The sequence below is a fragment of the Pseudomonas sp. TWP3-1 genome, from assembly GCF_049896625.1.
Classification (GTDB): domain Bacteria; phylum Pseudomonadota; class Gammaproteobacteria; order Pseudomonadales; family Pseudomonadaceae; genus Aquipseudomonas.
In genome coordinates, this window is the sequence record NZ_JAFCUQ010000008.1 from 153,589 (window position 1) to 176,003 (window position 22,415).

Consider the following 22,415-nt stretch of genomic DNA (forward strand, 5'->3'; position numbering starts at 1 on the left):
CTCCCGGAGGGAGAGGGAGCCGATCTATGGCGCTTCTAATCCCGAGTTCGGCTGGATATCTCAGGTCGGCGCAGATTTAGAGAACAACTCGGTCAGTCCCCTCTCCCTTTGGGAGAGGGTTAGGGTGAGGGGCTCTTAGCTGGCACAACGCTCAATCCCATGCTTACGCAGCTTTCTATAAAGCGTATTGCGACTCACGCCCAACCGTTGCGCCGTATGGGTCATGTGCCAGCGCGTCTGCTCGAGCGCATCAAGCAAAGCCACGCGTTCGGCATCTTCCAGCGGCTGCTCAGAGGGAGCAACTTCCAGCACTTGCGGGCGCACCTGCCGAATCATCGCCGGCAAATCCTCAATCCCGACCCGCCCCTCGTCACACAACGCCGCCAGCGTGCGCAGCACATTACGCAACTGCCGCACATTCCCCGGCCAGTTGAACGCCAGCAACGCCTGACGCGCCGCCTCGTCGATCACCACCGTTTCCCCGCCGGCCTCTTCGGCCAGCAGAAAATCCAGCAGCTCGGATTTATCACTGCGCTCACGCAACGCCGGCAGCGCTACTTCCAGCCCATTGAGCCGGTAATACAGATCCTCACGGAAACTGCCGTCCTCGACTCGCGCCAACAGATTGCGGTGAGTCGCGCTGATGATCCGCACATTGACCGCTTCCGGTTCGCCGCCAATCGGCACCACTTGCCGGTCTTCCAGCACCCGCAACAAACGGGTCTGCAAGGCCAGCGGCATGTCACCGATCTCGTCGAGGAACAACGTGCCGCCATCAGCCTGCTGCAACTTGCCGCGCATGCCATCCTTGCGTGCGCCGGTGAAACTGCCGCCGCGATAGCCGAACAGTTCGCTCTCGATCAGGCTCTCGGGAATCGCCGCGCAATTGAGCGCGACGAAGGCTTTACCGCAACGCTGACTGGCATGATGCACCGCTTTGGCGAATGCCTCTTTGCCGGAACCGGTTTCGCCGTTGATCAGCAGCGGGACGTCGCGCTCGAACACGCGCAGGGCTTTGCGGAAGTCCGCTTGCAGTGCCGCATCGCCCAGGCAAATACCTGACAGTCGCGGGGCTTCGACAACTACGGGAGCGGGAACAACCGGCAACGGCCGCCGGCTCTCACCACGCAATACCGCAAACAAATGCCGGCCATCACGCGTGCGCAACGGCCAACTGGCGCTGGCATTGGCACTCGCGCGGCCAAGCAAATCATCCAGCGAACAATCGAAAAACGCCTCCACCGGTTTACCCAGCAAGCCGCCGCGAATGTGCCCGAGTAAATTCAATGCGCTCTGATTTACCGCACTGATCCGCCCTTCCCCGTCGAACGCCAGCAGCCCTTCGCTGAACAGCCCGACCGATTCGGCCTGTAAGTGAAAACGCAGCAACCATTGGTTATCGAAGCAACGCAGGAAATAGCAGCTCTCGATCATCTTCGCCGACAGATTGACCAGCGCCATGGTGTGGAACTGGCTCTGCCGCGAAACGTCATGCCGGGCCGAAGACACGTCGAGCACCGCTAGCAGTTCGCCATGCGGGTCGAACACCGGACTGGCAGAACAGGTCAGTCCGGTGTGGCGTCCGCGAAAGTGTTCATCCTGGTGGATGGTCAGCGCCTGACGCTCGACCAGACAGGTGCCGATGCCGTTGGTGCCTTCGCAGGCTTCGCTCCAGTCAGCACCCAGCCACAGGCCGGAGCGTTCGAAAATCTTGCGTTCGGCAGGGGCGGTGACGCAGTTGAGGATCACCCCGCGCGCGTCGGTCAGCAGCACCGCATGACCGGCGCCGGAGAGTTGTTGATGCAGGCTGCTCATCTCGCTGCCGGCAATCTGCAGCACCTGTTGCAGGCGTTCGCGGCTCTCGAGCACGCGCCCATGTTCGAGCACGGTGGGCGCGATGCTCAGGGCCGGGTCGAGGTGGTAGTCCTCAAGACAGCGCAGCCACGAGCGGGCAATCGATGGATCAGCGCCCGGCCCGTGCAAATGTGGTTTGCCCTGGGTGGCGGTGAGAACCTGCTGGGCATGGCGACTCAAATGGTTGTCGTGCATTTCTTATTATTCTCCCCGGAGCTTGTGGCGAGGGAGCTTGCTCCCGCTCGAGTGCGAAGCGCTCGCCAAAGACCTGATGGCAGATGTTTGTTCAGGGTCGCGTCGCAACCCAGCGGGAGCAAGCTCCCTCGCCACAGGTTGATCAGCATCCTCCAGCACCCGACGCTTTGCAATGCTGGCAAGACTGCCCAGTCACAGCCTGTGCCAGAAGCGGTACAAACTGTCACCCCGACTGTACCGAAACCGCCACAGGCGCGATCCGCCCGTCCGACATAAATCGCGCAACGCCTTGATTTACCTGAGCCGCAAGGCACTGGCCCGACCTTTGCTCTACGCTTATAACAAGCGCTCATGCGCGTCTCTCTTATAAGTACAACAAGCCAAGGAGAACAATCATGCTTTATGCTCATCCCGGTACTGAAGGCGCCAAAGTCTCGTTCAAGAGCAAATACGGCAACTACATCGGCGGCGAGTTCGTCGCGCCGGTCAAAGGTCAGTACTTCACCAATACTTCGCCAGTTAACGGCCAACCGATTGCCGAATTCCCGCGCTCCACTGCCGAAGATATCGACAAGGCCTTGGACGCTGCTCACGCTGCCGCTGATGCCTGGGGTTCGACCTCAGTGCAGGCGCGTTCGCTGATCCTGCTGAAAATCGCCGACCGCATCGAACAGAACCTCGAACTGCTGGCGATTACCGAAACCTGGGACAACGGCAAAGCCATCCGCGAAACCCTCAACGCCGACATTCCGCTGGCCGCTGACCACTTCCGCTACTTCGCCGGGTGCCTGCGCGCACAAGAGGGCAGCGCAGCCGAAATCGACGGCAACACCGTGGCTTATCACATCCATGAACCGCTGGGCGTGGTCGGCCAGATCATCCCGTGGAACTTCCCGATTCTGATGGCCGCGTGGAAACTTGCCCCGGCACTGGCGGCGGGTAACTGCGTGGTACTCAAACCTGCCGAGCAAACGCCGCTGGGCATCACCGTGCTGATGGAACTGATCGGCGATCTGCTGCCGCCGGGCGTGCTCAACGTCGTGCAGGGCTACGGTAAAGAAGCTGGCGAGGCGCTGGCCACCAGCAAACGTATCGCCAAAATCGCTTTCACCGGCTCGACCCCGGTTGGCTCGCACATCATGAAATGTGCTGCGGAAAACATCATTCCGTCGACAGTGGAACTGGGCGGCAAGTCGCCGAACATCTTCTTCGAAGACATCATGCAAGCCGAGCCGACCTTCATCGAAAAAGCCGCCGAAGGTCTGGTACTGGCATTCTTCAACCAGGGCGAAGTCTGCACCTGCCCATCGCGTGCGCTGGTTCAGGAGTCGATCTACGACGAGTTCATGGCCGTCGTGATGAAGAAAGTCCTGCAAATCAAACGCGGCGACCCGCTGGACACCGACACCATGGTCGGCGCGCAGGCGTCCGAGCAGCAATTCGACAAGATTCTGTCCTATCTGGAAATCGCCAAGGGCGAAGGCGCCGAGCTGCTGACCGGCGGCAAGGTGGAAAAACTCGAGGGCAGTCTGGCGACCGGCTATTACATCCAGCCGACCCTGCTCAAGGGCACCAACAAAATGCGTGTGTTCCAGGAAGAAATCTTTGGCCCGGTGGTGAGCATTACCACCTTCAAGGACGAAGCCGAAGCGCTGGCCATCGCCAACGACACCGAGTTCGGCCTCGGCGCCGGCCTGTGGACTCGCGACATCAACCGCGCCTACCGCATGGGCCGCGCGATCAAGGCTGGCCGCGTATGGACCAACTGCTACCACCTGTACCCGGCGCACGCCGCATTCGGCGGCTACAAGAAATCCGGCGTCGGCCGTGAAACCCACAAAATGATGCTCGACCATTATCAGCAGACCAAAAACCTGCTGGTGAGCTACGACATCAATCCGCTGGGCTTCTTCTAAACCCGGCAGACAACTCGCTCTCTTTCTGGGAGCGAGTTTGTCCTGCGGGATCTGCGTCAACCCGGCAGTGTCAGCCGGGACCATAAAAAACAATAAGAATGGTGAACCTTATGCCTGGCGAATCCCCAGCTGGCGCTCCGGCGACCGGCTCCTCCGTCGATTTCGAAAAAGTCGGCTCGGACTACTTCCAACAACGCGAACTGAAAAAAGGTGCTGCCGGCTGGATATTGCTGGTGGGCCTGGGCGTGGCCTACGTGATCTCCGGCGACTACGCCGGCTGGAACTTCGGCCTGGCGCAAGGTGGCTGGGGCGGCATGTTCCTCGCTACGCTGCTGATGGCCACCATGTACCTGTGCATGTGTTTTTCCCTGGCAGAACTTTCATCGATGATCCCGACCGCCGGTGGCGGCTACGGATTTGCCCGCAGTGCATTCGGCCCTTGGGGCGGCTTCCTCACCGGGACCGCGATCCTCATCGAGTACGCCATCGCCCCCGCCGCTATCGCGGTGTTCATCGGCGCCTATTGCGAGTCGTTGTTCGGTATCGGTGGCTGGGTGATTTACCTGGCGTTCTACATCATTTTTATCGCCATCCACATTTTCGGGGTTGGCGAAGCGTTAAAGCTGATGTTCGTCATCACTGCTGTCGCCGCGCTGGCACTCGGGGTGTTTCTGGTGGCGATGGTGCCGCACTTCGATGTGGCCAACCTGCTCGACATTCCCGTGACCACTGCGGTGGGCGCCAGCAGTTTCCTGCCGTTCGGTTACGTCGGTGTGTGGGCGGCGATTCCGTATGCGATCTGGTTTTTCCTCGCCGTCGAAGGCGTGCCACTGGCCGCTGAAGAAACCAAAAATCCCAAGCGCGACCTGCCGCGCGGCTTGATCGGCGCCATGCTGGTGCTGCTGGCCTTTGCCCTGCTGATTTTGATCGTCGGCCCCGGCGGCGCGGGGGCCAACTCGCTGCTGACATCCGGCAATCCACTGGTGGAAGCGCTGACTAAAGCCTACGGCGGTTCGACGTGGATGGGCAGCTTCGTCAATCTGGTCGGTCTGGCCGGGTTGATCGCCAGTTTCTTCTCGATCATCTACGCCTACTCGCGGCAGATTTTCGCCCTGTCCCGCGCCGGCTACCTGCCGCGCAAACTGTCGCAGACCAACAAGAGCAAGGCGCCAGTGCTGGCGTTGATCATTCCAGGCATCATCGGGTTCGGCCTGTCGCTGACGGGTCAGGGAGATTTGCTGATTCTGGTGGCGGTATTCGGCGCGACCATTTCCTACGTGCTGATGATGGCCGCGCATATCACCTTGCGTATCCGTCGCCCCAAAATGGACCGGCCATACCGCACGCCGGGCGGCATTTTCACCTCCGGCGTCGCGCTGGTCCTGGCGTGCATCGCTGTAGTCGCAGGTTTCCTGGTCGATCCACGGGTGGTGATCGGCGCCGCAGTGATCTATGGAGTGTTAATTGCTTACTTTGCTTTCTACAGTCGACATCACTTGGTAGCAGGCACGCCGGAAGAAGAATTTGCGGCGATTCAGAAAGCTGAAGAAGCCCTGCACTGACAGCCGAAATCACGGCGCAGGTCTGCCCTGCGCCGTCACGGAGAATTCTGTATGGCGAGTTTCGCTCACACGGTCGGCGCCCAGACCTACCGCTTCGACAGCCTCAAGGACGTGATGGCCAAGGCCAGTCCTGCACGCTCCGGAGACTTTCTGGCGGGCGTCGCCGCGCTCAATGATGGCGAACGAGTCGCTGCGCAAATGGCGCTGGCCGACATTCCGCTCAGCCATTTCCTGCAGGAAGCGCTGATTCCTTACGAATCCGATGAAGTCACCCGGCTGATCATCGACAGTCACGACAAACAAGCTTTCAGCGTAGTCAGCCACCTGACCGTCGGCGGATTCCGCGACTGGTTGCTCAGCGATGCAGCCGATGAAGACAGCTTGCGCGCCCTCGCTCCGGGATTGACCCCGGAAATGGTCGCCGCCGTGTCGAAAATCATGCGTGTGCAGGATCTGGTGCTGGTCGCGCAGAAGATCCGTGTCGTCACAAAGTTTCGCGGCACCCTCGGCCTGCGCGGACGCTTGTCCACAAGGCTGCAACCCAATCACCCGACCGACGAACCGGCCGGCATCGCCGCAAGCATTCTCGACGGCCTGCTCTACGGCAACGGCGACGCAATGATAGGGATCAACCCGGCCACCGACAGCATCGCCTCGATCTGCGCGATGCTGGAAATGCTCGACGCGATCATCCAGCGCTACGACATCCCGACCCAGGCCTGCGTGCTGACCCACGTCACCACCTCTATAGAAGCGATCAACCGGGGTGTGCCACTGGATCTGGTGTTCCAGTCGATTGCCGGCACCGAAGCGGCCAACGCCAGTTTCGGCATCAATCTGAATGTCCTTCAGGAAGGCTACGACGCCGGGCTGAGCTTGAATCGCGGCACCCTCGGGCAGAATCTGATGTATTTCGAGACCGGTCAGGGCAGCGCGCTGTCGGCCAACGCCCACCACGGCGTCGATCAACAGACCTGCGAGACCCGGGCCTACGCCGTGGCGCGCCATTTCAAGCCGTTTCTGGTGAACACCGTCGTAGGATTTATCGGCCCGGAGTACCTGTACAACGGCAAACAGATCATCCGCGCCGGCCTCGAAGACCACTTCTGCGGCAAGTTGCTTGGCGTGCCGATGGGCTGCGACATCTGCTACACCAACCACGCCGAAGCCGATCAGGACGACATGGACACCCTGCTGACCCTGCTCGGCGTAGCCGGGATCAACTTCATCATGGGCATCCCCGGCTCCGACGACATCATGCTCAATTACCAGACCACCTCGTTCCACGACGCGCTCTATGCGCGCCAGACCCTGGGCCTGAAACCGGCCCCTGAGTTCGAGACGTGGCTGGCGAACATGGGCATCTTTACCCAGGCGGACGGTAAGGTCCGCTTCGGCAACAACCTGCCGCCGGCCTTCCGCCAGGCGCTGGCGCAACTGGGATGAGTGATATGGATAAAACGCCGGGCGATCCACAAAATCCATGGCTTGAGTTGCGTCGCCTGACCCCGGCGCGCATTGCTCTGGGGCGCACCGGCACCAGCCTGCCGACCAGTGCGCAACTGGATTTCCAGTACGCACATGCTCAGGCGCGGGATGCGGTGCATTTGCCGTTCGATCACGCCGCGCTCAGTGCGCAACTGACTGAGCGTGGACGTGACAGCCTGTTGCTGCACAGCGCGGCGCTGGATCGCAACAGCTACCTGCAACGCCCGGATCTGGGGCGCAAGTTGAGTGATGAATCGGCGCAGACGTTGCGCGATCACGCTGCGGCGCATCCGGGCGGGGTCGATCTGGCGATTGTCGTGGCTGATGGGCTGTCAGCGCTGGCGGTGCATCGGCATACGCAGCCATTCCTGACTCGTCTGGAAGAGCAAATGACAGCTGACGGCTGGTCGTGTGCACCCGTGATTCTGGTCGAGCAGGGCCGCGTGGCCATCGGCGATGAAATCGGCCAGTTGCTTGGTGCAAAAATGCTGGTGATGCTGATCGGAGAGCGTCCGGGCCTCAGCTCGCCGGACAGTCTGGGGTTATATTTCACCTACAATCCGAAGATCGGCCTCACTGACGCCTACCGCAACTGCATCTCCAATGTGCGACTTGAGGGTCTGAGCTACGGCATGGCGGCGCATCGCTTGCTGTATCTGATGCGTGAAGCCTGTCGCAGAGGCTTGTCCGGGGTCAATCTGAAGGACGAAGCACAGGTTCACACGCTGGAATCGGAAAGTGGTGCAGATATGAAGAGTAATTTCCTACTCGATCCGCCCCCAACCTGAACCGTTTCCGCATTGCGTTTCTGCGCTGGTTTGAGGCAGGATCGACGCACGGCCGCCAGAGGTTTCCCAACGCCGTCAGCGCACGTGAAGACAGCCACTTGAAGGACGAGACCTACTATGCGGATTATCCAAGCGACCCTCGAACACCTGGATTTGCTGACACCGTTGTTCGTTAAGTATCGCGAGTTCTACGGTTCCCTGCCCTATCCGGACTCGTCACGGGCATTTCTCGAAAAACGCCTGCGGCGCAAGGAGTCAGTCATCTATCTGGCTTTGGCCGATGACGACGACAAGAAACTCATGGGCTTCTGCCAGCTCTACCCGAGCTTTTCCTCGCTGTCGCTCAAGCGCGTGTGGATTCTCAACGACATCTACGTAGCCGAAGACGCTCGCCGGCAGCTGGTTGCCGACAACCTGATCCGCACCGCCAAGCGCATGGCCAAGGAAACCCAGGCTGTACGCATGCGCGTGTCCACCAGTGCCGACAACGAAGTGGCGCAGAAAACCTACGAATCCATCGGATTCAAGGAAGACACCGAATTCAAGAACTACGTGCTGCCGATCAGCGACGAGCTCTGATCGCAGGGAGCTGTCTGCAGGGAGGGACCTGACGCCCTTCCTGCAAACCGTTCATCCCCGACATTTATTCACAGTCGACATCCCCCGCTACAAAACCAACGCGCGTTTCACCTCTCAAACCGTATAATCGCGATCTTTCCGGCTTGTAAGAAAAACTACATCCGCTTGTAGGCTTACACGAAGTCAACCGCACAGGCCTGCTGAGTCGGGCCGCCAAACAGGTGTGCCTCCATGGATTTCAACCCGCTCGATCTCATCCTGCATCTCGATGTCTATCTCGACATGCTGGTAACCAACTACGGGCCATGGATCTACGCCATCCTGTTTCTGGTGATCTTCTGCGAAACCGGACTGGTGGTCATGCCGTTCCTGCCGGGTGATTCCCTGCTGTTCATCGCCGGCGCAGTCGCTGCGGGCGGCGGCATGGATCCGGTACTGTTGGGCGGTCTGCTGATGCTCGCGGCAATCCTCGGTGACAGCACCAACTACGTGATCGGACGAACGGCAGGCGAGCGGTTGTTCAACAACCCGAATTCGAAAATCTTCCGTCGCGATTACCTGCAAAAAACCCACGACTTCTACGACAAGCACGGCGGTAAAACCGTGACCCTGGCGCGCTTTCTGCCGATCATTCGGACCTTTGCGCCGTTTGTCGCAGGCGTCGCCAGAATGCCGTATCCGCGCTTCTTCGGTTTCAGCGTACTGGGCACGATTCTCTGGGTGGGCGGTCTGGTCACGCTGGGTTACTTCTTCGGCAACGTGCCGTTCATCAAGAAAAACCTGTCGTTGCTGGTGGTTGCGATCATCCTGCTGTCGCTGATCCCGATGATCATTGGCGTGGTGCGCAGCCGCTTCGGTGGTTCCAAAGTCGAAACGCACTAAGCCGATGTGGTCGCTGAGTGCCTGGCGACGCCGGCGCATCCTCGCCAGGCACCCGATTGCCGATGATCTATGGCAACGGGTGCGCCATCACCTGAGCTTTCTCGACGGCATCAGCGCCGCTGAAGACCAGTGGCTGCGCGAAGCCAGCGTGCTGTTTCTCGACGAAAAACACCTGACCGCCCTGCCCGGCGTCGAACTCCATCAGGAGCAACGCCTGCTGCTCGCCGCCCAGGCGCAATTGCCACTTTTGCATCTGGGCGACTTGAACTGGTATCAGGGTTTCCACGAAATCGTCCTGTATCCCGACGATTTTCTCAGCCCGCAGCGTCATCGCGATGCCAGCGGCGTCGAGCATGAATGGGACGGTGAACACAGCGGCGAGGCCTGGCAGCAAGGGCCAATCATTCTGGCTTGGCCGGGGGTGATGGCCAGTGGTGGCTGGGAAGGTTACAACCTGGTGATCCACGAACTCGCGCACAAGCTCGACATGCTCAACGGCGACGCCAACGGCCTGCCACCACTGCACGCAGATATGCGGGTCAAGGACTGGGCCGACGTAATGCAATCGGCTTACGACGACCTCAATCGTCAACTCGACCACGATCCAGACGTCGAAACTGCCATTGATCCGTACGCCGCCGAGAACCCTGCAGAGTTCTTCGCCGTCACCAGCGAATACTTCTTCAGCGCCCCGGATCTGCTGCACGAGGCTTATCCGCAGGTGTATGCGCAGCTCAGGCTTTTCTACCGACAGGATCCGTTGAGCCGGTTGCGGCAACTTCAGGCGCACGACCCGGTCTATCAGGCTCACGAGTAAAGTCTGTACGACTTCCGCTACGTGGCGTCCACGGCAGAATATGCCTATAATCGCCGCCACTTTTTGGTCAATCCGGCCAAGTGTTTTTGGTCAACTAACGGGGGCACCGCCCAATGAGCTACAGCAAGATTCCGGCTGGCAAAGACCTGCCGAACGACATCTACGTCGCGATCGAGATCCCGGCCAACCACGCGCCGATCAAATACGAAATCGACAAAGACAGCGATTGCCTGTTCGTTGACCGTTTCATGGCCACCCCGATGTTCTACCCGGCCAACTACGGTTACATCCCGAACACCCTGGCTGACGACGGTGATCCCCTCGACGTGCTGGTTGTGACCCCTTACCCGGTTGCTCCAGGCGCAGTGATCCGCGCACGTCCGGTCGGCATCCTGAACATGACCGACGACGGCGGCGGCGATGCCAAAGTCATTGCAGTCCCACACGACAAGCTGTCCCAGCTGTACGTCGACGTGAAGGAATACACCGACCTGCCGCCACTGCTGATTCAGCAGATCGAGCACTTCTTCGCCAACTACAAAGACCTTGAAAAAGGCAAGTGGGTGAAAATCGAAGGCTGGGCTGGTGCAGACGCCGCTCGCGAAGCAATCACCAAGTCGGTTGCTGCCTACAAAGGCTAAGCTTCCCGACCTGCGCAATGCTTGAAGAGAACCCCGGTTGATCCGGGGTTTTCTTTGCGTGCACGACTGCGTCTTAAACAACTTGTTTATAGAGGACTACAGAAAAGTTTTAGCGTGTGTAATCTCCCACAAGCACGTCTTACATCCCGTCGCAAAATTTGCCGGTTTTTTGAACGCAAGGTTTATTCAAACCGCTCTATACCGGCCGTAGACTCGTGTTTATGAGAAAGAACACTAGCGGTCCAAGATTCAAGGCACTCCTGGAAGCTGCGAACATCTCCACCACGGGATTCGCAAAGTTCTGGGGCACGGAAGCCCAAAACGTTCATAACTGGTACACCCGGGGCGTCCCCGCGTACCGCATGGAAGAAGTCTCACGCCTGCTCTCCGTCAACAGCGAATGGCTGAAGACCGGCGAAGGCACCAAAGAATCCCCGCAACTGCACGCCCCGGCCAGCAACGGCGACACCTTCGACGCCCAATCCGTCGGCGGCATCTATACCGTCACCAACCCCAACGACATCGACCTGCCGTTCTTCAAGGAAACCCCACTCGCCACCGGCGCCGGCAAAACCCACGTCATCCAGGATCCGGAGCAATCCATCCGCCTGCCACGCGCCCATCTGGAAAAACTTGAAGTCAGACCTGGCGACGCGATCTGCGCGCACATGATCGGTAACAGCATGGCCGAGCACATCGAAGACGGCTCCGTCGTCGCCATCGACCGCGGCCTCACTCAAGTAGTCGACGGCGAAATCTACGCCATCGAACACGACGGCATGCTGCGCATCAAATACCTGCACCGCATGCCCGGCAACGGCCTGCGCCTGCGCAGCCACAACAGCGCCGAACACCCCGACGAAATATTCCGCACAGCGCAGATCGATGAACAGCGAATCCATATATTGGGCTGGGTGTTCTGGTGGTCGACGTTGAGCAAGCGAAGGCCGGTGGTGCCGTTTCTTTGAACCTGCGGCTGGCACAAAACCCTGTGAGAACCAGCCTGCTGGCGATGAGGCCCTGAAAGCCAGTACAAATCCCGGATTGTTCCGGGATTGGTCGCTCTAAACCGCACTTCAAGCTGGGAATCGGTGGCAAAACTCAGTATCCTGCGCCCCACATTCGCGCATCGACCCGCCCAGCGGTTCAGAGAGCGCCCGACGCGGCAGACCACTGTCTGACCAAGTCCCACAGCCGGACGCAAGATCCGGGTGTACGTTTTGAAGGCTGACGCGGTTTACCAAAAATAAACCAAGCCAGTCCCCGAGAAGCCGGCCACAAGCCGGCTTTTTAATGTCTGTTGGAAAAGTGGTGAGCGGGTACAAGATCGCCGCTGGCTGATCAACGCGAAATTGTGCAGCAGGTGTTTGCACTATTATTCAGCGGAAAAAATCTTGGCAACATCAATGCTTAAAGCACTACAAGGACGTTCAAATTTGATCTCGTTTGCCCTGAAATCCGCCGGACTGGTTTCGACTCTGTGCTTTAGCCTGACTGCATGCGTAGGAGTGGGATTGTCGTTCCCGGAAAAAATCACACTTAAAACCGACGCCTACAAAGCGCAAAGCTCCCGCTCAATCACCCCCCAAATCAGTAGATCCTCCAGATCAACACCCACCCGCGAATGGTGCGGGATTACTGTCTGGGCACTGATCGTCCCAGTGCCGTTAAAGCTCCCGGTGTGCGAGTCGTACTACGAACAATCCTTCGGCAATGACCAATTCGGCAGGGAAGCGGTTCTGCTCAACACGCAGCAAAAAGTGCCTTCCCCGCTCTACGCCTGTGGTCCATTCATGGTGCTGGCACCGATTTTTCATGGTTACGAAGGCAATGCACTGTGCGGCGTATTCCCTGACTAATTCGGGTATTCGTCAGTCGCGAAAAAAACCCCGCGTCTGCCGTCCGAAAACTGAATTGGTGCTTGGAGATTACAGCCCGTACTCGCTACTGTAACGACAAGCGTCATTACAGGTATCTCGCCATGGCATCTATCAACATCCGAATTGATGACGAACTGAAGCGGCGCTCCTACGCTGAACTCGAAAAGCTAGGTATCACGCCCTCAGAGTTTCTACGCCAATCACTTCAGTACGTCGCCGACCGTGGCAAGCTGCCGTTCAAAGCGGCACTACTGAGCCATGAGGATGAAAAACTTATAGGTGTCGTCGCCGAACGTCTTGCCGCTTCCCAGCGGGTAAAGGTAAGTTGGGATGACCTATAACTCTTGCCCCCTCTCGGTGAGAAATCGGTCAGCAGCCTGCTCACCGATTCAATTGGGCAGCAACCTGCTGCCCAATTCCCCTCACGGATAACTAAACGACTTAACCAACGTCAACTCCCCCACCGCCCGCATCGGCACCAGAAAATTCTCCATTTTCTCGTTCGGCGTCCCCTCTTCGGTTATCACCGTCACCTGCGCCGTGGTGAGCGCCTGCACTGCTTCATCCCCGCCTTCGTCATCCGCGCGGTAACCACCGCCGTAGTAATTCACGTACACCAGATATTGCCCCTTGATCGGCGCGGGCATGGCGAATATTTCCGGGCCGTAGCCGGTGGTGACGTCGACGTCCAATGCGCCGCCGTTCGGTGCGACGCGGTTGCCGTACCAGATGTGTCCGCCATCGGGCGTCACCAGGTGCAGGTCGAGATCGGTGCCGTCGCTGTCCCATGCCAACAGCACTCGCAGTTTCGCCGGGGTGGCGCCGGCGCTGGTGTTGAGGAATTGCGTGCGGTGCCGTTGTTGGCCGTCGGGGCTGCGGACTTCGACGCTGTTGCTGCCGTTGGGGAAGGAGAACGGGCGGTCGAAGCGGCCGCTGTCGTCGATTTTCAGCGGCATGCTGACGCCGTTGACGATCAGGCGACCGGGTTCGGTGCTTTTCGGGGTGGTTTTGATTTCGCCGCTGATGCGTGCGGTTTTCGCTTGGCTGGGCGGGGTGTTTACCGAGGAGGCAGGGTAATTGACGGTCTGCTGGAAGCTTTCGTTTTCGCCTTCGGGTGCGCCGCTGCGCCAGCCGCCGACCGGGGTGTCGAGTTTGACGCCGTTGGCGGCCATGGCCGGCGAGAGTGCGCCGAGGGCGCAGAGCAGCAGCAAGACCTGTGGATAACGAGGTGTCATGGTCTATTCCAGCAAGAGGTGACGGGCGAGCCCTTCGATGTAGGTTTCATCCTGGCCGTTGGGGTGTGCTTCAAAGGCCAGGTGCAGATATTCATGGGTCAGGTCGAGGCGATCCTGCAAGGTCAGCACGCCGCGCACGTAGATGCGCTGGCGTTCGCGGTCGACGAAGGGCCGGCCGAACGCCAATTTGCACACGGCGAATGTGCTGACTTCGTTGTAGCCGGTTTCGCTTTCCAGCGTCGGACGCCAGCCGCGCCGTTGTTTTTGCAGCCAGTCTTGCGCGGCGGGCAGTGCCTCGCAGGAGGCGACCGGGTTGTCCCAGCGGCTGAGACTGGCGCGTGGATAGGCGTGCAGCAGAATCGCGTCGTAACGCTGGCCGGCATTGGCTTGCTCGACGGCTTGTTGCCAAGCGAGTTTGTCCGGGCCGGGTTGGTCGGAGTGATAGGTGACGCTGCTCCCGGCCAGCACCAGATCGGCTGTCCACGCGGCGATGCTGCGCGATTCGGCCGAGGCTGGACGCGGCGCGACGCGCTGGCGGGTGCTGCTGTCGTCGATGCTCAGGCAGTCGCCGTTGCGCGTGGCGTTTTGCAGCAGGTAAGTACGGATCGCGATTGCCAAGGCTTTGGCAGCTTCGGCGGGTTCGGGTTTGGCTTCGCGCTCTAAAACGCGGGCGACGTATTCTTCGCGATCCAGTCGTGCGACCAGTTTGTCGTTAAGCAGAAACAGTTCGCCATCGCTGTGGATATCCAGCGCATTGCCGTTGGCGAATTCGACGCGGTAGTCGCCCTGCAACGGGCCAGAAACCGCAACCCGTTCACCCGCCAAAACCCGACTTAACGGGTAACGCGAAAACAACCCGACCTCAACGCAACGCCCGGCATCCGCCGGCCATCCAGCAGGCAACACGGTAGAAAGCGCCGAACCGTAATGCCGCAGAACCATCTGACTGGTGCCACGCCCGCCGGCCCAGACCGGCGAGCCATCCGCCGTCCATCCGGCAAATCCGCCCTGCCGCGATTGTGGGTCCTGATCCCCTAGCCAGCTCCAGGTTTTCACCCGCAAGCGCCCGCCGAGTTCACCGACGACGTTACCGTCCGCCGCGTTCAGCACCACGTCGAGCAACACGCGACGCATCTGCTCTTGCGCCGGCAGCCAAGCCAAAACGCTCAACAACTCTGCTACAGAAACGCGACTGGCCGGTTGCACCGAGGGCAAATCCAGCAACCACGATGGCGCATTCTTCGCCTGCCAATACGTACGCCAATCGCTAGCTGAAATCCCCAGCCGCGCAGGCTCGAAATACAGCCCGCAGGATTTCACCAACGCCTGATCACGCTCGATCTTGCCGCCAGCCGTGCAGCAATAAACTTCTTCTTTCGACTGTCCGCGACATTCATAGGCAGGCTCGCGCGCGCCGGTATCCACCAGCCACGCGTAGACAAACAGCTTCCACAAGCTGCCGAGCGGCGTATCCAGCGAGTTAGGCAAAGGCTCACGGGCGATCAGCTGCGTCTGATTCAACGTCAGCAACTCGCCCTTGTAAGCCACGCGCAACGGTTCGTCCTGCGCCGTCGCCAGCGCAGGAAGCAAACACAGCAGCAGCCAGACCAGCGGCCGGGTCATGTCAGTTGACCGTGACCTGGCCGAGGGCCGCTTTGGCTTCGCGGGCCTGATGCTGCGGCGCGTAGATCTGCGTAAAACGCACCGGCGGCAGGTTGAACTGGCCTTTCTGCGAGAAGCGCACCAGATGCCGCAGGCGCAGTTCGCCGCTCAGCGCATCCACCGGCACCGCGTAGGCCAGTTGGCCCGGTTCGAAACGCGCCTTTTCCAGCGCGGTCGGTTCGGTGCCGTCCTTGCCCTGCAACTTGATGCCCCACGTGGTGCGTTCGACATCCGCGCCCGGTGGCAGCGGCACTTCGAGCATGCCGTAGCGCAGCGGTTTCGGCGCTTTGCTGGTGAGGATGACTTCGTCCAGATACAGACTGTCGCTGGACAACGGTTTAGTGCCGACCGGTTCCAGTTTGAAGGTGAACGCTGCGTCACCCGGCACCAGACGCGACAGGCGACGGGTGATGGTCACGGCCATCGGATCGACTGCCGGTTGCTGAGTCTGGAAGCTCACGGCTGCACGCAATGGACGCTCTTGCGTACCGGATACCGACAACACCGATGGCACCGGAGATGCGCCTTGCCACGTCCAGAACATCTCACCGCTGGCCCCATGGTTTTTCTTCCAGCCCTCACCCGGCGTAAGGTTGATGGTCGGCGAAGCCTGCTCGATGCTGCGTTGCAACCAGGTCAGCGCCAACGCACGTTCCAGCGTCGATTGTTGCGGCAACAGACGCTGCAACAATGCCTGCGCCTGCGTCTGATCGAACGCTTGCAGCGACAGGTTCAGCGCTTCAGCAAACGGCTGCGAACTCACCGCAAGACGATGCTGCGCATCCGCCACCTGACGATTGAACGCGTCCGGCAACGGCACTTTGGCCTGACGCGCCAGCGCTGCAGTCAACGAACGCGCCGCCGCCAGACCGAGCGCCGAATCCGGATCGCTCATCACCAGACTGTCTTCGCCGTCGTCCATCAAATTGGTGGCGTTGCCTTCGCCAGCCTTGGCCAGATCTTCCATCAACCCGGTCAGCAAGGTATTCACCGGCAAATGCATCTGCTTGGCAAACGACAGAATCAGCGCCCGTTGCAACAACGGCGTGTTCGGCGCTTGTTTGGCGTAGACCTCCAGCACCCGCTGCCAATGCTCCGGCGGCAGAGTCAGTTCCAGCACTTGGCTGGCGTTCCAGTCGGCGTAGTAAGCGTAAGCCGTGAGGAACGCATCCGGCTCGCCGTCGAAACCCCACCAGGTGAAGCTCGCCGATGGTCCGGCCATTTGCACCAGACGCAGACGGCTGTTCTGCATGATCAGGCGCAAGCGGTCGCGGATCTGCGGGTTCGATGCCAGCGACGGATAGGCGATGCTCAGCGGCAGCAAACGGCTGGCAGTCTGCTCGACGCCGCCGTACGGGTAGCTCAGCAGATCGTCGAGCGCGGAACGGAACAGCGCTTGCGGACTGTCATCCAGACGCAGGCGAATGTCAGTCGCGTCGGCCGGCAGAGCCAAAGGCGTGTCGCCGCTGACCACGTCGAGACTTTGCGTCTGCGTGACCTGCCAGCCTTCGCCGGTTGCGGTCAGGCGCACGGCCAAGGCGTCGGCAGTTTTGCCGTCCTGCACCAACTCCGCAGTCCACTCGCCGGAGGCCAAGGCAAACGCTGGCAGCGGTAGATAGTTGATGCCGTTGTTCAGCGTCACCGGCAGGCGTTGTTCGGTGCCGGCGTAGTGGGTGACGAGTTCAGCCTTGACCGGTTTTTCGGCCTGACTGAAGGCGAACACACCGAGTTGCGGCTGATCGCCTTTGCGGAATTGGTTCGGCCCGCTCCACTTCAGGTACAGCGGTTTTTCCGAACGGACAAATTGCTTCTTCTGCCCGACCTGACCGTCATCGGCGATCGCCCGCGCAGTGATGCGCCAGCGGGTCAGCGAGTCCGGCATCTTGAAGGTGAAACGGGTTTTGCCGTCGGCGTCGGTGAGCAGTTCCGGCTGCCATGCCGCGGTGTCGACGTCTTCGCGACGCGGACGCTCCAGCACTTTCACCCCGCGTTCGCTGCGGTTGGCCTTGCCCGGTGCGCCGGGGCTGCCCGGCAGTGCCACGTCGTAGCTGATGAACGACAGGCTCGCGCTGGTGCGCACGTTGTTCCGCCGAGGGTGATAGAAGAACTGGTCAATGGTCGGCGCGACTTCCGGTTGCAGCGCGTAGACCATTTCGTCGACCACGCTGACCGTCAAATGCGCAGGCACTGCTTTACCGGCGAACTGCGTGGTCAGATCGACCGTGACAGTATCGCCTGGTAGATAAGTCTCTTTGTCAGTCTTGATCGCCACGTCGATTTGCGGCGCGACGACCTTGATCCCGGCGTTCTGGAAGCTGTACTGACCGCCCTTGGTGTAGAGCACGGAAAAGGTCAGGTTCGGCGCGAAGTTATCTTTCACCGGAATGCGCGCGCGGTATTGGGTTTCGCTGAATTTTTCCAGTTTCAGCCAGTCGCCGCCCTTGGCCAGCAGCGCGGTAGCTTCGACCTTGTCGCGTTCCAGCGAGAGCAAAGCATCGCTGACCGGCTCCGGGAAGGTGATCAGCGCCAGCGCTTCATCGCCAGCCTTGTACTCGGCTTTATCGAGGACGATTTCCACCGTGCCCGGCACCGCTTTGACGCCGTCGCCAGTGACCGCATGCGCGGTGCCACCGAGGACGCGACCGTATTGATCTTTCAGTGACAGGTTGTACGTGCCGGGACGCTCGAAGGCGAGGCTGAAGCCTTTGTCCTTGGCCGCGAGTTTGCCTTCGCTGGTGGTCTGGTCTTCGAGGCGCACCCAACTGTAGCTGCTCGGCACCACGGCTTGTGCTTGCGCGCTGCCGCCCTCGTTGGCGTAACTGAACGCAACTTTGTCGTTGACTGCGCTGAAGCGTTGCGGCGCAGTCAGCCGGAAGCTTGCGGCGCCGCGATCAATCAGGATTTCCTTGGTAGTCTTGACCCGATACGCCGCACCGTCGCTGGCGAAAACAGTGAGCATATAGCGGCTCGGCTTGTCGGCAGCGGGCAGGTCGAGGGTCGCGTTGCCCTTGCTGTCGGTGGTCAGTTCGGTGCTGGTCAGTTCCACCGGGAATTGCCCGAGGTATTGCAGCTCGTTGTCGACCATAGACAGTTGCTGGGCGCGCAGACTCAGGGTCAGTTTGGCATTGGCCACCGGTTTGCCGTCCGGGTAGAGCAACACCAGACTGCCCTTGACCGGTTCGCCGGTGCGGTAGTCCTGTTTGGCCAGGTTCAGCGAAATCTCGAAGTGCGGTTTGATGTACTCGGCTACACGGAAGGCGCTGCTGTAGGCCTGATCCTTGTAGTTGAAACGCAGTTCATAACCACCGGCCACGGCGTTGTCCGGCAACTGGAAACGGCCTTGAGTGCCGGCCTTCGAATCGAGTTTCAGATCCAGCCGCTGCAACTCGGTTCCGGTGGCGTCAAGCACGCTGACGTTGACGTCGGCAGCACCCGGCGCGACTGAATCCCGCGCGTTTTTGAACTCGCGACCAACGATTTTCAGCGACACCCAATCGCCGGGGCGATACAGCGGCCGGTCGGTGAAGGCATACAGTTTGGTGTCGTAGATTTCGCTGTCGTAATAGAAGTTTTCCGAGACGAATACCCCGCCCTCTTCGTCCTCGCCGATCACGAACGAACGCTCCGGGCTGACGTGTTTCAAACGCAGCAAACCATCGGCATCGGTGGCACCGCTGCTCATCACGCCGAGGCCATCAGTCCACAGCACATTCACTTTCGGCACCGAACTACCTTCATGTTTGCGCGCGGCCCACACCAGCAATTCGTCGCCAGCAATCTTGCTCACGGCGACGGTGTTGGAAACGAAGACCATGGTCGTCGCGCGGTACTTGCCGATCAACGCTTCGACCAGATACAGACCCGGTTTCAGGTTGCCCAAGGGGATGTACACATTGCCCGGCGCAACGCTGACGAAGTCGCTGGACGAACCGGCCAGATTCACCCCTTCCGGCGGCTGAATCGGCTTGGCCTGCCACAGCGGATAGCGGAACTGGCTGACCACCGGCAAGCCCGGAATCAGCGCGAATTGCGGCTGCGCGTCGTACGGCGTCGGCGCGGCAATCGCGCTGCCCATTTTCAGCTCCGGCACTTCCTCGGTGACTTGTTTGCGCGACTCGTAGGAGAACGCGCGCTGCATCACTCGACGGGATTTGCGATACCAGTTATCCCACAGGTACGCGAGGGTGTTGGACAGGCCTTCGCCCTTGAACTGGCCGTCGCTGACCACTCGATGCAGGTTCTTTTGGCGCTTGAGAAAATCCAGCGGCTTGTCGATTTTGTACACGCGGATATCGGCGCCGCCATACGGTTCCATGCGAAAGCGACGATAGTCGCGACCCGGCGCTTCGAGGCGCACCATCGCCTGTTCATCGGCAGCAAAACTGCTGTCGGCCAACAGAAAAAAGCTTTCACCGGAGACCGGCGTGTAGCCGCTCGGCTCGACAGTGTCTTCGGCATGCACCGCCGAAAAAGGCAGGGCTAACAGCAACAGCAGAGGCAGTAAACGCAACATGCGGGCACCGGTCATTGGGAGAGAAAGTTCAGTCGATAGACGCCGATGAAGTTGGGGTTGGCTGCGTCGGGTATCCATCGGGTGTCCTTCCATGTCATGAGTTGCTGCAGGCTTGCCGAACGCATGCCGTTGTCAGTCGGGGTGGTGGTGCCGGTGTGATAGGCGATGAAGCGGCCCATCCAGATCATCAGGTGCTGGTCGTCGCCCTGATCGAAAAACATCAGATCGCCGGGGCGTGCCTGGGACACGTCGCGGCCGATCAGATGGCTGTTGAACTGAATCAGTTTGATCGCGTTGACGTACGGCCCGACCTTGCCGCCGCCCTGCTGCCACTGCTGGGCGAACTTGCGTTGCGCGTCGCTCAGCGCCAGTTCGGGCGGCAGGTAGCGATTGGACAGGCCATTGCTGCGCAGCCATTTATCGTCGTGGACTTTCAGTGCTTCGTTGGCGGCGAAACGCACCAGCCCCGCGCAGTCCTGCTGATACCAACGCGGGCTCGGGCCTTGGCTCAGTTGCTCTTGAGCGATGCGCACGAACCAGGCGCGGAACACCTGGGATTGCTGCGGATCAAGCGCCGGCGCTTCGACGGCTCGGGCAGTCGCGCTGAGCAACAGCGCGAGCAGGCCGAGGCTGCGGATCAGTGCAGTCACAGGGCTTTCCACTCCAGCGGCAGCCATTGCCAGTGGCCGTCCGGCTCGCTGCCTTCAGGCAGGGTCAGGGCGTATTTGCCGTAGCCGCCGAGGGTGCGCAGTTTCGGCAGCAGGTAGGTTTGCGCGGCGTTGTAGAACACCGGCTCCATGTCCTGCGGCAGGCTGTCGAGGGTTTCCTGTTGCATCAGTTGCGCCATCGAATCCGGGCCGAAGTAGATCGGCATCAGCAGATCTTTCGGCAGCACGTCGGCCATCGGCGGGAAGCGTTTGTCGAGGGTGCCGAGGGCCTTGTCGACGAGTTTGTCGTCGAGGGAAAACAGCAGCGTCGAACCGTGGCGCGCGAGGCTGACTTTCATGAACGCCTTGCCGGAGATCGCGTCCGGGTTCTCGGCATCCTTGGCCGCGTACGGGCCGAAGTTGGAGCTGACCTGACGCTGCCAGAGGTGGCTCTGACCTTGCTGTTTTTCGACTACCGGGAACGCGTGTTCTTCAACATTGCTTTCATAGGCGCCGACCATCGAGCCGAACAACGCGCCGAGATCGCCGTCGAGCTTGCCGCTGTCTTCGTCCTTCAGGCTGGCGACCAGCAACGGCGTGTACAGCCGCGAGTCGGCGTACCAGCACAGGCCTGCAGCGCCAGCCACGTGTTCGGTGAGTTTTTGCGCCACCGCTTCGTCGGCGCCAAGTTTCACCAGCAATGGCTTTTGCGGTTCGGCGGCGACCGGCAAGGTCACACAGGCACTGGCGCCCAGCGGCATGGCTTGCCACACCGGTTTGAAATCGAAGTCAGGCTGATTTTCCAGTTCGTCCATGGCGAGGAAGCTGCGCCAGCCTTTGTCGTCCATGTCGAAACGCAGACCGGCGAAGTTCGGGATGAAGCGCTGATAACCCATGGCCAGAACGCTGGAATTCACCGACAGACGCTGTTTGATTTCCGGCGCCTTGGCCGGCAGACCGAAGGCCTCAGGGAAGAGTTTTTCGCCATTGAGCAGCGCAGCCAGCGCTTGTGTCGAAACGCGCCCCGATTCCTCAGAGGCGCCGGTTTCCGGGTCGTAGTATTTCGAAGGGTTGGACAGCACCACCAGTTTGTCGCCGCGCGAAGCGAACAGCAGCGATTTGCTGGCGTTGTAGCTGAGTTGATAAAGCGGCACTTCATCGCCAGCGACTTTCAAGGTCCCGAACACACTGAGCTGCGTGTCATCCAGCGCGACTTTCGCCAGCGGCTCCAGCAGCTTGGCCAGCCCGCCGCGATCCATCACCAACAGAAAATCCTTCAAGCGGCCATCCGCACCTCGCCACAACGCCACGTCTGCCGGCTGGTCGAAAAGCTGCTCGATCAGGCTGTCCTGCAACTTCAGGTCATGTTCGTAAATGATCCGGCGCAGGCTGCCGATCAAACCGAGGCGGTCGGCGTGGGTTTCGTAATAGAAGACGAAATCTTCGGTCAGCGTGGCCTTGAGGAACGGCACCGCCAGCAAGTCCTTGGGCAATTGGCTCAGGGAACGGGTTTCGAGCAATGCGTCCGGGCGGCTCAAGCCAAGCTTGTCGCTCGCCAGCTCCGCTGCAGGCGGCTTCGGTTTCAGCATCAGCCAGCCAATACCGCCCGCCACGCCGGCCACCAGGCACAGCCCGAGCGCCAGCATCGGCCAGCGCCGGGAAGGTTTGCCGGCAGGTGTTTCAGCGGCTGGTGCAGCAGTGTTATCGCTCATCTTTTCGCTCATGTTCCCGAAGCTGACGAATTCATCCGTGGCGG

At 60.3% G+C, this 22,415-nt stretch carries 18 protein-coding genes; 12 read left to right on the forward strand and 6 right to left on the reverse strand.

The window, feature by feature from the left end; genetic code table 11:
• Positions 1-135: 135 nt before the first annotated feature.
• Positions 136-2,049, reverse strand: coding sequence for a sigma-54-dependent Fis family transcriptional regulator (locus ACP7BN_RS13480; protein WP_426204707.1), 1,914 nt, complete (start codon positions 2,047-2,049; stop codon positions 136-138).
• A gap of 395 nt (positions 2,050-2,444) precedes the next feature.
• Here ACP7BN_RS13480 and exaC point away from each other — a divergent pair, with 395 nt between their 5' ends.
• From exaC to ACP7BN_RS13535, 11 genes are all read left to right on the forward strand, one after another.
• A complete protein-coding gene (exaC, locus tag ACP7BN_RS13485) occupies positions 2,445-3,965 on the forward strand; it encodes an acetaldehyde dehydrogenase ExaC (protein ID WP_420648553.1) in 1,521 nt (506 codons plus the stop codon).
• Positions 3,966-4,075: 110 nt separating this feature from the next.
• Entirely contained in the window at positions 4,076-5,527 is a 1,452-nt protein-coding gene (gene eat, locus ACP7BN_RS13490; protein ID WP_426204709.1) for an ethanolamine permease, read from the forward strand.
• A 51-nt stretch (positions 5,528-5,578) separates the two neighbouring features.
• Entirely contained in the window at positions 5,579-6,973 is a 1,395-nt protein-coding gene (locus tag ACP7BN_RS13495; RefSeq protein WP_426204711.1) for an ethanolamine ammonia-lyase subunit EutB, read from the forward strand.
• Positions 6,970-7,803, forward strand: coding sequence for an ethanolamine ammonia-lyase subunit EutC (gene eutC / locus ACP7BN_RS13500; RefSeq protein WP_426204713.1), 834 nt, complete (start codon positions 6,970-6,972; stop codon positions 7,801-7,803). Before ACP7BN_RS13495 ends, eutC begins: the two co-directional genes overlap by 4 nt.
• Positions 7,804-7,920: 117 nt before the next feature.
• Positions 7,921-8,382: a GNAT family N-acetyltransferase gene (locus ACP7BN_RS13505; protein ID WP_007968150.1), complete on the forward strand. Its 462-nt coding sequence runs from the start codon at positions 7,921-7,923 to the stop codon at positions 8,380-8,382.
• Positions 8,383-8,613: 231 nt separating this feature from the next.
• Complete coding sequence (locus tag ACP7BN_RS13510; protein ID WP_420648557.1) at positions 8,614-9,264, forward strand: DedA family protein; 651 nt, start codon at positions 8,614-8,616, stop codon at positions 9,262-9,264.
• 4 nt (positions 9,265-9,268) lie between these two features.
• Positions 9,269-10,081, forward strand: coding sequence for a zinc-dependent peptidase (locus ACP7BN_RS13515; protein ID WP_426204716.1), 813 nt, complete (start codon positions 9,269-9,271; stop codon positions 10,079-10,081).
• A 113-nt stretch (positions 10,082-10,194) separates the two neighbouring features.
• A complete protein-coding gene (gene ppa, locus ACP7BN_RS13520; protein WP_140669541.1) occupies positions 10,195-10,722 on the forward strand; it encodes an inorganic diphosphatase in 528 nt (175 codons plus the stop codon).
• Between the two features lie 221 nt (positions 10,723-10,943).
• Positions 10,944-11,690, forward strand: coding sequence for a S24 family peptidase (locus ACP7BN_RS13525; protein ID WP_426204718.1), 747 nt, complete (start codon positions 10,944-10,946; stop codon positions 11,688-11,690).
• A gap of 438 nt (positions 11,691-12,128) precedes the next feature.
• Positions 12,129-12,581: a hypothetical protein gene (locus tag ACP7BN_RS13530; protein WP_426204720.1), complete on the forward strand. Its 453-nt coding sequence runs from the start codon at positions 12,129-12,131 to the stop codon at positions 12,579-12,581.
• A gap of 122 nt (positions 12,582-12,703) precedes the next feature.
• Positions 12,704-12,943 carry a type II toxin-antitoxin system RelB/DinJ family antitoxin gene (locus ACP7BN_RS13535; RefSeq protein WP_426204722.1) on the forward strand — a complete coding sequence of 80 codons (240 nt, stop codon included), beginning with the start codon at positions 12,704-12,706 and terminating at the stop codon, positions 12,941-12,943.
• 81 nt (positions 12,944-13,024) lie between these two features.
• Here ACP7BN_RS13535 and ACP7BN_RS13540 read toward each other — a convergent pair whose 3' ends face one another.
• Together ACP7BN_RS13540 and ACP7BN_RS13545 are read right to left on the reverse strand one after the other, a co-directional pair.
• The gene (locus tag ACP7BN_RS13540) at positions 13,025-13,837 is read right to left on the reverse strand and encodes a YfaP family protein (RefSeq protein ID WP_426204724.1); all 813 of its coding nucleotides are present in this window, start codon (positions 13,835-13,837) and stop codon (positions 13,025-13,027) included.
• 3 nt (positions 13,838-13,840) lie between these two features.
• Positions 13,841-15,262, reverse strand: coding sequence for a DUF2300 domain-containing protein (locus tag ACP7BN_RS13545; RefSeq protein ID WP_426204805.1), 1,422 nt, complete (start codon positions 15,260-15,262; stop codon positions 13,841-13,843).
• Here ACP7BN_RS13545 and ACP7BN_RS13550 point away from each other — a divergent pair.
• On the forward strand, positions 15,167-15,469 hold the full coding sequence (locus ACP7BN_RS13550; RefSeq protein WP_426204806.1) for a hypothetical protein: 303 nt from the start codon (positions 15,167-15,169) through the stop codon (positions 15,467-15,469). The genes ACP7BN_RS13545 and ACP7BN_RS13550 overlap by 96 nt on opposite strands.
• Here the strand turns inward: ACP7BN_RS13550 and ACP7BN_RS13555 are convergent.
• Genes ACP7BN_RS13555 through ACP7BN_RS13565 form a run of 3 tightly spaced genes read right to left on the reverse strand, consistent with a single transcriptional unit; the run spans position 15,462 to position 22,371 of the window.
• Positions 15,462-20,027 (reverse strand): alpha-2-macroglobulin family protein, encoded by a 4,566-nt coding sequence (locus tag ACP7BN_RS13555; protein ID WP_426204726.1) that lies wholly within the window; start codon positions 20,025-20,027, stop codon positions 15,462-15,464. The two genes, ACP7BN_RS13550 and ACP7BN_RS13555, sit on opposite strands and share 8 nt — an antisense overlap.
• Positions 20,024-20,689, reverse strand: a complete 666-nt coding sequence (locus tag ACP7BN_RS13560; RefSeq protein WP_420648564.1) for a DUF1175 domain-containing protein — start codon at positions 20,687-20,689, stop codon at positions 20,024-20,026. Before ACP7BN_RS13560 ends, ACP7BN_RS13555 begins: the two co-directional genes overlap by 4 nt.
• On the reverse strand, positions 20,659-22,371 hold the full coding sequence (locus ACP7BN_RS13565; protein WP_426204728.1) for a DUF2138 domain-containing protein: 1,713 nt from the start codon (positions 22,369-22,371) through the stop codon (positions 20,659-20,661). The genes ACP7BN_RS13560 and ACP7BN_RS13565 overlap by 31 nt, the downstream gene beginning before the upstream one ends.
• Between the last annotated feature and the right edge of the window lie 44 nt (positions 22,372-22,415).

What these genes read in the sequence shown, in the direction of transcription:
- ACP7BN_RS13555 (WP_426204726.1), bottom strand. Translation starts at nt 20,027, where the DNA reads ATGACCGGTGCCCGCATGTTGCGTTTACTGCCTCTGCTGTTGCTGTTA.
- ACP7BN_RS13560 (WP_420648564.1), bottom strand. Translation starts at nt 20,689, where the DNA reads ATGGCTGCCGCTGGAGTGGAAAGCCCTGTGACTGCACTGATCCGCAGC.
- ACP7BN_RS13535 (WP_426204722.1), top strand. Translation starts at nt 12,704, where the DNA reads ATGGCATCTATCAACATCCGAATTGATGACGAACTGAAGCGGCGCTCC.
- ppa (WP_140669541.1), top strand. Translation starts at nt 10,195, where the DNA reads ATGAGCTACAGCAAGATTCCGGCTGGCAAAGACCTGCCGAACGACATC.
- eutC (WP_426204713.1), top strand. Translation starts at nt 6,970, where the DNA reads ATGAGTGATATGGATAAAACGCCGGGCGATCCACAAAATCCATGGCTT.
- ACP7BN_RS13510 (WP_420648557.1), top strand. Translation starts at nt 8,614, where the DNA reads ATGGATTTCAACCCGCTCGATCTCATCCTGCATCTCGATGTCTATCTC.
- exaC (WP_420648553.1), top strand. Translation starts at nt 2,445, where the DNA reads ATGCTTTATGCTCATCCCGGTACTGAAGGCGCCAAAGTCTCGTTCAAG.
- ACP7BN_RS13505 (WP_007968150.1), top strand. Translation starts at nt 7,921, where the DNA reads ATGCGGATTATCCAAGCGACCCTCGAACACCTGGATTTGCTGACACCG.
- ACP7BN_RS13525 (WP_426204718.1), top strand. Translation starts at nt 10,944, where the DNA reads ATGAGAAAGAACACTAGCGGTCCAAGATTCAAGGCACTCCTGGAAGCT.
- ACP7BN_RS13565 (WP_426204728.1), bottom strand. Translation starts at nt 22,371, where the DNA reads ATGAGCGATAACACTGCTGCACCAGCCGCTGAAACACCTGCCGGCAAA.
- eat (WP_426204709.1), top strand. Translation starts at nt 4,076, where the DNA reads ATGCCTGGCGAATCCCCAGCTGGCGCTCCGGCGACCGGCTCCTCCGTC.
- ACP7BN_RS13480 (WP_426204707.1), bottom strand. Translation starts at nt 2,049, where the DNA reads ATGCACGACAACCATTTGAGTCGCCATGCCCAGCAGGTTCTCACCGCC.
- ACP7BN_RS13540 (WP_426204724.1), bottom strand. Translation starts at nt 13,837, where the DNA reads ATGACACCTCGTTATCCACAGGTCTTGCTGCTGCTCTGCGCCCTCGGC.
- ACP7BN_RS13515 (WP_426204716.1), top strand. Translation starts at nt 9,269, where the DNA reads ATGTGGTCGCTGAGTGCCTGGCGACGCCGGCGCATCCTCGCCAGGCAC.
- ACP7BN_RS13495 (WP_426204711.1), top strand. Translation starts at nt 5,579, where the DNA reads ATGGCGAGTTTCGCTCACACGGTCGGCGCCCAGACCTACCGCTTCGAC.
- ACP7BN_RS13530 (WP_426204720.1), top strand. Translation starts at nt 12,129, where the DNA reads ATGCTTAAAGCACTACAAGGACGTTCAAATTTGATCTCGTTTGCCCTG.